General features: G+C 67.2%; 11 protein-coding genes. 6 read left to right on the top strand and 5 right to left on the bottom strand.

What is annotated here, in order from left to right; translation table 11 throughout:
• Nucleotides 1–12: 12 nt before the first annotated feature.
• Together FJX73_08570 and FJX73_08565 are read left to right on the top strand one after the other, a co-directional pair.
• Entirely contained in the window at nt 13–2,082 is a 2,070-nt protein-coding gene (locus tag FJX73_08570; protein MBM3470829.1) for a S9 family peptidase, read from the top strand.
• Complete coding sequence (locus FJX73_08565; GenBank protein ID MBM3470828.1) at nt 2,054–2,602, top strand: cob(I)yrinic acid a,c-diamide adenosyltransferase; 549 nt, start codon at nt 2,054–2,056, stop codon at nt 2,600–2,602. Before FJX73_08570 ends, FJX73_08565 begins: the two co-directional genes overlap by 29 nt.
• Here the strand turns inward: FJX73_08565 and otsB are convergent.
• The 4 genes from otsB to FJX73_08545 are packed head-to-tail and all read right to left on the bottom strand — an operon-like array spanning nt 2,599 to nt 6,192.
• The gene (gene otsB, locus FJX73_08560; GenBank protein ID MBM3470827.1) at nt 2,599–3,390 is read right to left on the bottom strand and encodes a trehalose-phosphatase; all 792 of its coding nucleotides are present in this window, start codon (nt 3,388–3,390) and stop codon (nt 2,599–2,601) included. The two genes, FJX73_08565 and otsB, sit on opposite strands and share 4 nt — an antisense overlap.
• The gene (treS, locus tag FJX73_08555) at nt 3,387–5,012 is read right to left on the bottom strand and encodes a maltose alpha-D-glucosyltransferase (GenBank protein ID MBM3470826.1); all 1,626 of its coding nucleotides are present in this window, start codon (nt 5,010–5,012) and stop codon (nt 3,387–3,389) included. Before treS ends, otsB begins: the two co-directional genes overlap by 4 nt.
• Nucleotides 5,009–5,587: a DNA-3-methyladenine glycosylase I gene (locus FJX73_08550; GenBank protein ID MBM3470825.1), complete on the bottom strand. Its 579-nt coding sequence runs from the start codon at nt 5,585–5,587 to the stop codon at nt 5,009–5,011. The genes treS and FJX73_08550 overlap by 4 nt, the downstream gene beginning before the upstream one ends.
• Nucleotides 5,584–6,192 (bottom strand): SIS domain-containing protein, encoded by a 609-nt coding sequence (locus FJX73_08545; GenBank protein ID MBM3470824.1) that lies wholly within the window; start codon nt 6,190–6,192, stop codon nt 5,584–5,586. Before FJX73_08545 ends, FJX73_08550 begins: the two co-directional genes overlap by 4 nt.
• A 176-nt stretch (nt 6,193–6,368) precedes the next feature.
• Here FJX73_08545 and FJX73_08540 point away from each other — a divergent pair, with 176 nt between their 5' ends.
• From FJX73_08540 to FJX73_08530, 3 genes are read left to right on the top strand one after another with little or no spacing between them, the layout of a single operon-like run.
• Entirely contained in the window at nt 6,369–7,373 is a 1,005-nt protein-coding gene (locus tag FJX73_08540) for an ABC transporter substrate-binding protein (GenBank protein ID MBM3470823.1), read from the top strand.
• A 3-nt stretch (nt 7,374–7,376) separates the two neighbouring features.
• Complete coding sequence (locus FJX73_08535; GenBank protein ID MBM3470822.1) at nt 7,377–9,077, top strand: iron ABC transporter permease; 1,701 nt, start codon at nt 7,377–7,379, stop codon at nt 9,075–9,077.
• Nucleotides 9,077–10,234 carry an ABC transporter ATP-binding protein gene (locus tag FJX73_08530; protein ID MBM3470821.1) on the top strand — a complete coding sequence of 386 codons (1,158 nt, stop codon included), beginning with the start codon at nt 9,077–9,079 and terminating at the stop codon, nt 10,232–10,234. The genes FJX73_08535 and FJX73_08530 overlap by 1 nt, the downstream gene beginning before the upstream one ends.
• On the opposite strand, the gene FJX73_08525 is transcribed toward FJX73_08530, so the two are convergent.
• Complete coding sequence (locus FJX73_08525; GenBank protein ID MBM3470820.1) at nt 10,231–10,656, bottom strand: hypothetical protein; 426 nt, start codon at nt 10,654–10,656, stop codon at nt 10,231–10,233. The genes FJX73_08530 and FJX73_08525 overlap by 4 nt on opposite strands.
• Nucleotides 10,657–10,748: 92 nt before the next feature.
• Here FJX73_08525 and FJX73_08520 point away from each other — a divergent pair, with 92 nt between their 5' ends.
• Nucleotides 10,749–12,755 carry a S9 family peptidase gene (locus FJX73_08520; GenBank protein ID MBM3470819.1) on the top strand — a complete coding sequence of 669 codons (2,007 nt, stop codon included), beginning with the start codon at nt 10,749–10,751 and terminating at the stop codon, nt 12,753–12,755.
• The last annotated feature ends 8 nt before the right edge of the window (nt 12,756–12,763 follow it).

Genomic DNA, 12,763 nt, shown 5'->3' with positions numbered 1-12,763 from the left:
GGAGGTTCCTTCATGACGACCCGCCGCATTACCGCTGAAGACCTGTTGGCCCTGAGATGGATCAACGGCGTGGCGCTCTCGCCTGGCGGCCGCACGGTCGCCTACTCGCAGGAGATCGTCGCGGCGCGCAACGGCGCCGACGGCGGCCCGTCGCACGAGTACCACGCGCACCTGTGGTTGGTCGAGACCGGAGGCGCGGCGCCGCGCCAGTTCACCTCCGGCGAGCACCGCGACCGCCAGCCGGCCTGGTCGCAGGACGGGGGACGGCTGCTCTTCACCTCCGATCGGGGACCTGCGCCCAAGGCCGGCGCTACCCGCCCGAAGCACCTGTGGGTGATCCCGCTCGGCGGGGGTGAGGCCACGCGGATCACGCAGGAAGAGCACGGCCCCTCCGAGGCCGTCTGGTCCCCTGACGGCGGGCAGATCGCTTTCGCCGGCAAGCCGCCTCTGAAGGAGAAGCCTGCCGGCGACGTCAAGGTGATCACGCGCATGAAGCACAAGGCCGATGGCGAGGGCTTCTGGGACAACCGGTACAAGCACATCTTCGTCGTGCCCTCGGGCGGCGGGCCGTCCAGGCAGGTGACCGACGGCGATTTCGACCATCGCGAACCCGCGTGGAGCCCTGATGGCACGCGGCTGGCATTCGTCGCCAACCGGTCCGAGGACGCCGACTACACCAACATCGCCGACGTCTGGACGATCGCGCTCTCCACCGGCGAGGCGCGGCGGCTGACCCGCGGCGTTGGGCCGGTTCTCATGCCGGCCTGGTCGCCCGACGGTACGATGATCGCGTACCTGGGACACGAGAACGCGTGCATGGGCGCCTCGAACACGATGCTATGGGTGGTGGCCGCCGACGGCAGCGGCGACCCTCGCTGCCTGACCCGTCACTTCGACCGCTCGCTGGCACACCACGTCATAACCGACATGCGGGCGCACCCCCACGCAGGGCAGCCGGTCTGGTCGCCCGACGGCCGGTTCATATTCGTCATGGTGGCGGAGGGTGGTACCACCCAGCTGGCAGCGGTCGAGGTCTCCACAGGCGCCGTGGGATTGATGACCACGGGGCGCCGCGAGGTCTACGGCGAGTCCTACGATGCCGCCTGCCGGCGCGTCGCGCTGGCCGTCTCCGATCCGGCCACCCCTGGCGACGTCTGGGTGGCAGAGGTGGAAGGCCTGAACGAGGGCCGACCGGAGATCCCTTCCTCCGGAGAACGCCGCCTGACAGAAGTCAACAAGACGTTGCTCGGACAGGCGGCGCTCAGCCATCCCGAACGGTTCGCTTACCGTGGCGCCGACGACTGGACGATCGAGGGGTGGGTGTTCCCTCCGGCAGGACTGGAGCCCACAGGTCGGTATCCCGCGATCCTGACCATACACGGAGGGCCGCACGGTGCCTATGGGGAGGCGTTCTTCCACGAGTTCCAGATGCTGGCCTCGCTTGGCTACGCGGTGATCCTGACCAACCCGCGCGGCAGCCAGGGATACGGCCAGGTCTTCACCGCTGCGACAAAGCACGACTGGGGTGGGGAGGACTACGCCGACATCATGACCGGACTCGACGCCGCGCTTTCGCGCTTTCCATACATTGATCCTGACCGCCTCGGCGTGGAGGGCGGCTCCTACGGCGGATACATGACCAACTGGGTCATCGGCCACACCGGCCGGTTCAAGGCGGCGGTGACGATGCGGTCCATCTCCAACTGCCTGAGCCAGTGGGGGATGAGCGACCTGGCGTACTTCAAGGGCTACTGGGAGTTCCCCGGCGAGCCCTGGGACAGCCCCCTGTTCTACTGGGAGCGGTCCCCGCTGGCCTACGTGAAGAACATCACCACCCCGCTGCTGATCCTGCACAGCGAGAACGACCTGCGCTGCCCCATCGGCGAGGGTGAGCAGCTCTTCGCGGCGCTCAAGAAGCTGGGTCGCGAGGTTGCCTTCGTGCGCTTCCCTAACGAGAGCCACGATCTCTCGCGCAACGGCCAGCCGCAGCACCGGCTCGAGCGGCTGCGTCTGATCTCGGACTGGTTTGCGAAGCACATCCCGGTGACGGCCGATGCCAAGGATCTACACCAGGACCGGTGACCGCGGCGAGACAGGCCTGATTGGGGGGAGCCGCGTGCCCAAGGACGACCTCCGGGTCGAGGCCTACGGCGCGCTCGACGAGGCCTGCAGCGCGCTGGGACTGCTGGCCGTGCACGTGGACGCGGGCCTGGCAGAGGTCATCCAGGGGTTCCAGCGCACGCTCTTCGAGGTGGGCTCCGAGATGGCTACTCCGAAGCCGGCCGCCCCGGGTCCAGGCGCGGTGCCCGGTCTCGGCGCGGTCGCCGTCCTGGCCCTCGAAGCCCTGATAGACGGCTGGGAAGCAGAGATACCGCCCCAGCACGCGTTCATCCTGCCCGGGGGAAGCGCGCCGGCGGCGATCTGCCACCTGGCCCGCGCGCTGGTCCGCCGCGCTGAGCGACGCGCGGTGACGCTGGCACGTTCGGCCGAGGTCAACCCTGAGATCCTGCGCTACCTCAACCGGCTTTCCGATTGCCTGTTCGTGCTGGCACGGCTGCTCAATCACCGCCGAGGGGTGCCTGATCTGCCATGGGAGGGCTAGGCAGGAGCGGTCATCCAGCCCGCGATCGCTTCGAGTAGCCGGCGCACGTCCCCGACGTTTCTCACCTGGTGGCGGGCGGCGGTCGGCTGCGGGTGCGGGGACACCCGGATGGTGATCCCATCTTCCGCGAGCGCCACGAACGCGTCTTCGTCGGTGCTGTCGTCGCCGACATAGACGACCGCGCACCGCGCCTCCCAACCGCTACCAAGGGCGCGCTCAAGCAGCCAGCGCGCGGCCTTTCCCTTGTCCCAGTCCAGCGCCGGCAGTATCTCCAGGACCATCTTGCCTTCCCTGGCCTCAAGGCGACCCGCCGAAACCCGCTCGATCTCCTCGAGCACGATCCGCCGCACCGCTTCGACCTGTTCACCGGCAACCAGACGGAAGTGAACGCTGGCGGAGAGACCCTTGTTCTCCACGAGGGCGCCATGAACGTCGCGCAGACGAAGAGAGAGCCGGTCGCAACACGCGCCGACGAGGCCCTGGGCCTCCATGGCGGCATCGTGCGCCAGCGTCCACCCGGGCCCTGCGAGCTCCAAACCGTGGTTTCCCGCGTACAGGATGTGCTCCAGGCCGATGCGCCGGCGGATGTCCCCGAGTGCCCGTCCGCTGATGACCGCCACGAGGACCCGGGGGTTGTGGCTCAGGCGTTCCAGCAGCTCGCGAAGCCCGGGATCCAGGCGCGCTTCGTCGGGCCGGTCGGTGATCTCGGCGAGCGTGCCATCGAAGTCCAGCAGGACCGCAAGACGGTCGCGCCCTGCGCCGCCGCTCATCCCTGCGCCGCCGCTCATGGCCCGGACAGGCGGAACCAGTAGAAGCTGTGGGGTCCGAGGGTGAGGAAGTAGGGAAGATCGCCAATCGGCGGGAACGGTGTGTTGCCAAAGAGCTCGACCGGCACCAGCCCGACGAAGCGCCGGAGATCCAGCTCGCAGGGCTGCGCGTAGCGCGAGAGGTTGACGACGCAGAGGATCGTGGTTTCGAAGTCCGTCCGCAGGTAGGCGAGCACCTTCGGGTTGGCCGGCTCGAGGAACTCGAGCGCGCCCCGTCCCAATACGGGGAACCGCTGTCGGATGCCGATCACCCGTCTCATCCAGTTCAGAAGGGAGGCCGGATTGCGCTGCTGTGCCTCGACATTGACGGCCTCGTAGTGGAACTCCGGATCGACGACCACCGGCAGATAGAGTTGTTGGCGGTTCGCCGACGAGAACCCGGCGTTGCGGTCTGAGTTCCACTGCATGGGCGTGCGTACGCCCGAGCGATCGCCCAGGTAGAAGTTGTCCCCCATGCCGATCTCATCCCCGTAGTAGATGCTCGGGGTGCCCGGCAGCGAGAGGAGCAGGCTGTTCAACACCTCGATCCTCCGGCGGCTGTTATCGAGCAGCGGGGCCAGCCGGCGCCGGATGCCCAGATGCAGCCGCATGCGCGGCTCTCGGGCATACTCGGCCTGCATGTACGTGCGCTCCTCCTGGGTGACCATCTCGAGGGTGAGCTCGTCGTGGTTGCGGAGGAAGATGACCCACTGACAGGTGAAAGGGGCCTGTGGTGTTTGGATAACGGCATCCACGATCGGCTGCCTGTCCTCGCGCCGGATTGCCATGAACATCCTGGGCATCAGCGTGAAATGAAAGGCCGCGTGGAACTCGTCGCCTTCCCCGAAGTATGCGCAGAGATCCTCGGGCCGCTGATTTGCCTCGGCCAGGAGCATCCTGTCACCGTAGCGCTCGTCCATGAAGCGCCGTAGCCGCCGGACGAAGGCATGCGTCTCCGGGAGGTTCTCGCAGGAGGTGCCCTCGCGCTCGAAAAGATATGGAACGGCATCGAACCGAAGCCCATCTACGCCGCGGTCCAGCCAGAACCCAGCCACGCCCAGGATTGCTTCTTGCACAGCGGGATTGGCGTAGTTCAGGTCGGGCTGGTGGCTGAAGAATCGGTGCCAGTAGTAGGCATCTGCCGCGGGGTCCCATGTCCAGTTGGAGACCTCGGTGTCCGAGAAGATGACCCTTGCATCCCGGTATCGGTTGTGGGTGGTGCTCCAGACGTACCAGTCGCGATAGGGCGACTCGGGCGATCGCCGAGAGTCAAGGAACCACGGGTGCTGGTCTGAGGTGTGGTTGAGCACAAGCTCGGTGATGACCCGCATGCCCCGGCGGTGGGCCTCGTCCAGGAACTCCTGGAAGTCGTCCAGCGTGCCGTAGTCGGGATGAACGGCGCAGTAATCGGAGATGTCGTATCCATCGTCCTTGAGCGGGGAGGGGTAGAACGGCATCAGCCACAGGCAGTTGACGCCGAGTTCCTGAACGTAGTCCAGTTTCTCCATGAGGCCGCGGAAGTCTCCGGTGCCGCTGCCGTCTGAGTCACGGAAGGCCCGTACGTGCAACTGATAGATGATGGCATCCTTGTACCAGTCGCTCATGGTGGTCCTCCGGGCCGATCCACCTCGCGATACCTGAAGCACCCCACCACGTGGTCGTTCACCAGGCCGGCCGCCTGCATGAAAGCGTAGCAGATCGTCGAGCCCACGAACTTGAAGCCGCGCGAGCGCAGGTCGCGGCTCATCGCGTCGGACTGACTGCTCGTTGCGGGGATCTGGCCGACGGTGCGGAACCGGTGCACGATCGTGCGTCCGTCTACAAACTGCCAAATGTAGCGGTCGAACGAACCGAACTCGGCCTGGGCTTCCAGAAACCGCCGCGCGTTGTGAACAGTGGCCTCGACCTTCAGACGGTTGCGGATGATGCCGGGGTCGGCCAGCAGCCGGGTGAGGTCGCGCGCGGTGTACCGGGCTATCCGTGCCGGGTCGAAGCCGTGCAGCGCGCGGCGGAACTGTTCGCGTTTCTTCAGGACGATCGCCCAGCTCAGCCCGGCCTGGAACGCGTCGAGCACCAGGAACTCAAACAGCCTGCGGTCGTCGTGTACCGGCACACCCCACTCGGTGTCGTGGTAGGCGACCATCAACGGATTGGTGTTCGTCCACGCGCACCGCTTCATGCGCCGGCGGTACCCTCGCGCGGTGCGGTGGTTTGGTCTCCCGCCACCCACGCCTCCTCCACGGCCGCGCAGATGGCGTGGCCCATGGCAATGTGCGCTTCCTGGATCAATGCGGTCTGTTCCGAGGGCACCCGGATCGTCACATCGGCCAGCGGCGCCAGCGCGCCGCCGTCCTGGCCGGTCAGCGCGATGATCCTCGCGCCCGCGCGCCGGGCGGCCTCGGCCCCCTTGACCACACTGGCCGATCCGCCGCTGGTGGAGATCGCTATCACCACGTCACCCTCGCGCACAAGCGCCTCAGCCTGGCGTGCAAAGACGTGGTCGTAGCCGAAGTCGTTGGCGATGGAGGTCAGCACCGAGGTGTCCGTCGTGAAAGCGACCGCCGGGATCGGGGTCCTGGGGCACGCGAACCTCCCGACGAACTCGGCCGCCAGGTGCTGGGCGTCGGCGGCCGATCCGCCGTTGCCGAAAAGGTAGATCCTGCCGCCGCGGAAGACGGTCTCGATGACCAGGCACGCCGCCGCCGCGATTGTCTCCGCGTCCGCACGCAGGCACTCCTGCCCGACCGCGATGCCCGCCGCCAGGTGCGACTGCACGCGCCGCATAGCCGCGCCGCGCTGCTCGGACTGCTCTTCTTTGGCCACAACGATCACCTGTTCGTCAATCACGGGCGGGTTCCTGGGGCCGTGGGACCGGGCCGAACCGGACTGCCTCGTGGAAGGAAGTTCCGCTGTCCGCGCGGAACTCCTCAAGCGACCCACGATCAAGGAGGAACTGTCCAATGCGACGATGGTTCGCGTTTTTGCTTGTGTTTGCCCTGCTGCTGCCGGCATCCGCCGCGCGGGCGCAGGCGCCGTCCCTGACCGTGTACTCAAGCGTGGACGAGGAGAACGCGCGCAAGATCCTGGGCGCGTTCAGCCGGGCCACCGGCATCGAGGCACGGATCACCTTTCTCTCGACCGGCCCGGCGCTGGCCCGCCTGGAGGCCGAGCGCGGGAATCCCCAGGCGGACGTCTGGTTCGGCGCGCCCAGCGAGAACCACGTGGACGCCAAGATCCGCGGGCTCACGCAGCCCTACGCCTCACCAGGCGCCGCTGCGCTCGACGCCCGGTTCCGCGACCCGGAGAACTACTGGGTAAGCTTCTACATGAACCCGCTGGGGTTCGGCCTGAACACCAAGGTACTGGACGACCGTAAGATCAAGCGGCCGGTTTCCTGGCAGGACCTGCTCAGCCCGCAGCTCCGGGGCCTAATCCAGATGCCGAGCCCGCAGACCTCGGGCACCGCCTACAACATGGTGGTTGCGCTGGTGCAGATCATGGGTGAGGACAAGGCGTTTGCCTACATGAGGCAGCTCCATCCCAACGTTCAGACCTACACCACCAGCGGCACAGCGCCCTCCCGCGCGGTGGCCTTCGGCGAGGTCGCGATAGGCATCCAGTTCACCCCAGCGCTATACCAGCTCTACTTCCGCGGCTACCCCCTGATCACGGTCTTCCCCAAGGAGGGCGTGGGCTTTGAGGCGCCGGCGATCTCGATCGTCAAGGGAGCGCGGCGTGAGGCCGAGGCGAGGCGGCTCGTGGACTGGATTATCTCGCCCGAGGGGCAGAACAGTCTGGCCGAGCACGAGACCTTCTTCTTCCCGGTGAGCGACAAGGCAAAGCGCCAGCCCGGACTTCCGGCGCTGCGCCTGGTTCCGCTCATCAAGTACGACGTGGACTTCGCGGGCAAGAACCGCCTGCGCCTTGTCAACCGCTGGATCAACGAGGTGCTGGGCGGCCGATAAGACATGAGCCGTGCCGTAGTTACCGGCGCGGGTCTCCCACAGGGCAGGGGAGGCCTGCGCCGGCTTCTCGCAGATCCGGTCATACTGCTGGCGGCCGCGCTGATCCAGGCCGCGCTGCTGATCTTCATCATCTGGCCGCTCGTGCGCGTCCTGTTGGTCAGTCTCACGCCGGGCGGCGTGCTTTCGCTCGAAGCATACCGCGACCAGTTGCGGTCGTGGTACGTGCAGCGGGCCGTGGTCAACAGTCTGATGATAGGCGGGCTGACCGCCGCCGTCAGCGTGGCGCTCGGGTTCGCCTACGCCTACACGCTGGTCCGCACGGCCGTGCCGTTCAAGCGGCTGTTTCACCTGCTGGCAATCCTGCCGATCGTTTCGCCCCCTTTCGTCTCGTCGATCGCGATCATCCTGCTCTTCGGCCGGGGCGGGATCGTCACCTCGGGCCTGCTGGGCCTGCGGGACTTCAACATCTACGGCTTCAAGGGGCTGCTGCTGGCGCAGGTGATGACCTTTGCGCCGGTGGCCTACCTGGTGCTCCGCGGAGTGCTGGAGGGGATTGATCCCACCCTGGAGGACGCCGCGCTCAACCTGGGGGCGCGGCGGTGGACGGTCTTCCGACGGGTGCTCCTGCCGCTGGCTGTCCCCGGTATCACCAGCGCGTTCCTTGTGGTGTTCATCGAATCGCTGGCCGACTTCGGGAACCCCCTGCTGCTGGCCGGAAGCGCGTTTCCGGTGCTCTCGGTGCAGGCCTACCTGCAGATCACCGGCATGTTCAACCTGCAGGCAGGCGCCGCGCTGTCGGTGCTGCTGCTGGTGCCGTCTGTCACCGCGTTCATCCTCTACCGCCTCATCGTGGGCAGCCGGCGGTATGTGACCGTCACGGGCAAGCCGGGTCGTTCGTCGCTCAAGGCCACCAGCCCGGCGGCCACCTGGCTGCTGTTCGGTGTCACCGCGGCCACCGCCGGGGTGGTGGTCTTGTTCTACGCGGTAATCGCCGCCGGCGCGCTTGCGCGGACCTGGGGCGTGGACAACACGCCGTCGCTGGAGGCGCTCCTGTACGTGCTGAGCGTGGGACAGGAGACGATCAGGGACACGCTGGCAATAGCGGTCACCGCGACCCCGATCTCCGGCCTGCTGGGCATGACCATAGCGTTCCTGGTTGTGCGCCGGAAGTTCCCCGGGCGTGGATGGCTCGAGCTGACCTCTCTGCTCAACTTCGCGCTGCCGGGTACCGTGGTCGGCATCGGTTACATCCTGGCGTTCAACCAGCGGCCGCTGCTGTTGACAGGCACCATGGCGATCCTGGTGGCCTGCTTCGTCTTCCGCTACGTGCCCGTGGGGATACAGGCGGGCATCGCCGTGCTCCGGCAGATAGATCCCTCGATCGAGGAGGCGGCGGCGAACCTGGGGGCGTCCAGCGCGGTGACCTTCAGGCGCGTTACGCTGCCGCTGGTGCGGCCGGCATTCTTCTCGGCCCTGGTCTTCGCGTTCGTGCGCGCGATGACCGCGATCAGCGCCGCGGTCTTCCTGGTCTCGGCAAACTGGAACCTGATGACCGTTCAGATCCTCAGCGAGGTGGGGTCGGGGCGGTACAACGCGGCCGCCGCCTACAGCCTGGTGTTGCTGGCGTTGGTCATCGTGGCCATCGGGATTATTGGGCTGATGCTCCGCCGAGGATACAGCCCGGTGCAGGGGAGGTTTCTCTGATGTCGGCGCATGAGACTCCACCACCCGCGGGCGAGATATCCCTGCGCGTGGACCGCGTCACCAAGGTATTCGCCGATCCAACCGGCGCACCGGTGACCGCGGTGGACGACGTGTCGCTCGCGGTCCACGCCGGCGAGTTCGTCTCGCTGCTCGGGCCGAGCGGTTGCGGCAAGACCACCCTGCTCCGCATCATCGCCGGGTTCGAGACCCCGACCGCGGGCGAGATAGAGCTGGCAGGACAGCGGGTGACGCACCTGCCACCGGACGGGCGCGGAACCGCCATGGTCTTTCAATCCTACGCGCTCTTCCCCCATCTGGACGTCTTCGAGAACGTGGCGTTCGGGCTGCGGGTGCGCGGGGTCGGCGAGGCAGAAACGAGGGATCGCGTTGCCGATGCCCTGGCGCTGGTGGGCCTCGAGGGCCTGGCCCGGCGCTCGCCCGACCAGCTCAGCGGCGGGCAGCAGCAGCGGGTCGCGGTGGCGCGGGCCGTGGTCACCCGGCCTCGGGTGCTGCTGCTGGATGAGCCCCTGTCCAACCTCGACGCCAAGCTGCGCGAGCAGATGCGCGTCGAGCTGCGGCGCATCCAGCGCGAGGTCGGAATCACGGCGATCTACGTCACCCACGATCAGGTCGAGGCGATGACACTGGCCGACCGTATCGTCGTGCTCGACCGCGGAAGGATGCAGCAGTTGGCCCCGCCCGCCGAGCTATACGCGCGACCGGCCAACCCGTTCGTGGCCGAGTTCGTCGGAAAGGTCAACCTGCTGGAGGGTCGGGTGGTCGAGACCCTTGATGGGCAGTGCCGGGTGGCCATGGATGGGATCGAGGCGCTCGTGCCGTTTCCACACGACAGAGCAGTTCCGCAGGCGACAGCGGCGCTGCCGGCCACAGCGGCCCCCCCGGTAGGCGCACGTGTCGGCGTGGTGGTCCGCCCCGAGACGGTGCACCTGGCGCGGGACGGCACGTTGAGGGGCGTAGTGCGCCGCGCGGTCTACCTGGGCTCGCAGGTGGAGTACGAGGTGAAGGTTGGGGGGACACTGCTACAGGCCATCGGCCGCAGTCCCCTCGAGGAGGGGATCTTCCGCGAAGGTGAAGACGTGGGCGTGACCATTGGGTTCGGGGTCGCCCACCTGCTGGTGCTGGACGGTGGGGCCTAGAGGCCCCGCACCATCACGTTGCCGTTCTCGGCCTTGATCCTCGCCAGGAAATCGTGGAAACCGTCCATCTGGCCCAACAGGTTGATTGCCCCCCCGGAGTGGACCAGCCTTATCGTAGGACTGAACGGCCCCGTGGTGATGGAGGTGATGGCCTTCGGTTCCAGCACCGTCCGCTTCAGCAGCGCGCGGAAGACAATGGGTTCCCCGAACCGGTAGGTGATCTCGAACGGGGTCGAAAGGTAGATGTACCAGGCCCATAGCAGGGCTATGATCCATGCGGCGGCGAAGACCGCCACAGGGAGACGGAACGCATACAGCCCGGGGAGCTGGGCCATGACCACTGGTCCGACGACTACAGTCGTGAAGACCAGCAGCAAGAAGTAGAATATTAGCGTGCCCCTGGCCGTTCGGTACGTGGTCACAGGCCGTCACCTCCTTGGGATGACAGGGGGTCATTCCAGCCCGGTGCGCCATCTCCCTGCTCTGGCCCAGGTGCTCTGCCAAAGACCTCGCCATGGAGGCCCAAATGAACAGGCGCCCGATCGAGATTGACGATCTACTGAAGATCCGGTTTCCACACAACGCCGCGATCTCACCCGACGGTGGGCACGTGGTGTTCGCGCTGGCGCGGCTCGACCACGATGCCAACGAGTTCTGCGGGCACCTGTGGATGGCGCCGGTTTCCGGCGGAGAGCCGCGGCCGTTCACCGCCGATGAGGCGCGGGACACGAATCCTGTCTGGTCTCCGGACGGCCGGTGGATCGCGTTCCTGTCCAACCGCGGCGGCAGGCGCCGCGGCCGCAAGCGCGCGGCGATGCAGCTGTGGGTCATCCCCTCTGATGGCGGGGAGGCCCGCCAGTTGACCTTCTTCAAGGCAGGCGTGAGCCAGCCGGCCTGGTCGCCCGACGGGCGAACCCTGGCCTTCGTGTCACGGGGCGCCTCCGGCGAAGTCGAGACCGGAGATGCCGACGAAGAGGTGATCGTCCGGGAGGTGACCCGCCCCAAGTACAAGTTCGACGCGATGGGGTTTCTTGAAGGTTACGCGCACGTCTGGACCGTGCCCCTGGGCGGCGGGGATCCGTCCCGGATCACCGATGGTGACTATGACCACGACTCCCCGGCCTGGCTACCAGGGGGCCGCGAGATCGTCTTTCTCGCCAACCGGACTCCGGAAGCGGACCTGTCGTTCGTGCGCGACGTGTGGGCCGCCGATGTCCAGACGCGCGCGCTGCGACAGTTGACGCACAACTCCGGTCCATGCGTCTCGCCGGTGCCCTCACCCGACGGCCGCTACGTGGCCTTCGTCGGGCACGACTTCCACGCCAAGAGCGCGACGAACTTCGGGGTATGGATCGTTCCTGTTGAAGGAGGAGAGGCGGTCAACCTCACCGCCGGCCTCGACCGTTCAGTGGGGAATGCCGTGGGCAGCGACGTGCGCCTGACGCCCATGTTCCCGGTCCCGGCCTGGACGCAGGACAGCAGCGCGATCATCTTCCTCTCCACCACCGGAGGCCGCACGCACCTGTACTGCGTGGAGGTCGCCGACCGCGCGGTCCGGCAACTCACCGACGGAGACGAGGTGGTCGCCGACCTGACGGCGGCAGCAGGCCAGGTGGTCTACCAGCGCATAGGCCCTGCGTCGCTGGACGAACTGTGGCTGCTTCCGGAATCAGGCGAGCCCCGCCGGCTCGCCGGCTTCAACGACGATCTGCTCGCCGGCCTCGACCTGGGCGAGCCACGGCCGTTCTCGTACCCGGGAGCCGACGGCTGGCCGATGGAGGGATGGCTGCTCACCCCGCCGGGGTTCGATCCCGGGAAGAAGTACCCGGCGATCTTGCGTATACACGGCGGCCCGCACGCGGCCTACGGGTACGCATTCAACCACTACGTGGCCCTGCTCGCGGCGCGCGGGTACGTCGTGGTGTGGACGAACCCGCGCGGCAGCCAGGGTTACGGTGAGGCGTTCACGCGGGCGGTAGTGACCGATTGGGGCGGCAAGGACAGCGAGGACATCCTCCGCGGGATAGACCACGCGATCACGCTGGGGTTCATTGATGCCGGCCGCGTGGCCGTCACCGGTGGCTCGTACGGCGGTTTCATGACCAACTGGTTGATCGGGCACACGCATCGGTTCCGCTGCGCGATAACCGAGGTGTGCGTCAGCAACCTGATCAGCTTCTACGGCACAAGCGACATAGGCGCCACCTGGGCCGAGCTGGAGTGGGGCGCCACGCCCTGGGACGATCCCGGCAAGCTGCTGAGGGAGTCCCCACTCATGTACGCGAAGAACGTCACCACCCCGGTATTGATCATCGCCAACGAGGCCGATCACAGGTGCCCGGTCGAGCAGTCGGAGCAGTTCTACATGGCGCTGCGGAAGATGGGCAAGGAGGCCGCGTTCCTGCGGTTCCTGGGAGAGAGCCACCAGATGAGCTCCAACGGCCGGCCCAAGCCGAGGATCGAGCGGCTCAAGCGGCTGCTGGCCTGGTTCGACAAGTACCTCTCGCAGGCGCCGCACTGACTCCGTGG

The organism is Armatimonadota bacterium (assembly GCA_016869025.1).
Classification (GTDB): Bacteria; Sysuimicrobiota; Sysuimicrobiia; order Sysuimicrobiales; family Humicultoraceae; genus VGFA01.
The sequence above is the reverse complement of the archived record's forward strand: the minus strand, read 5'-3'. Positions and strand labels throughout refer to the sequence as shown.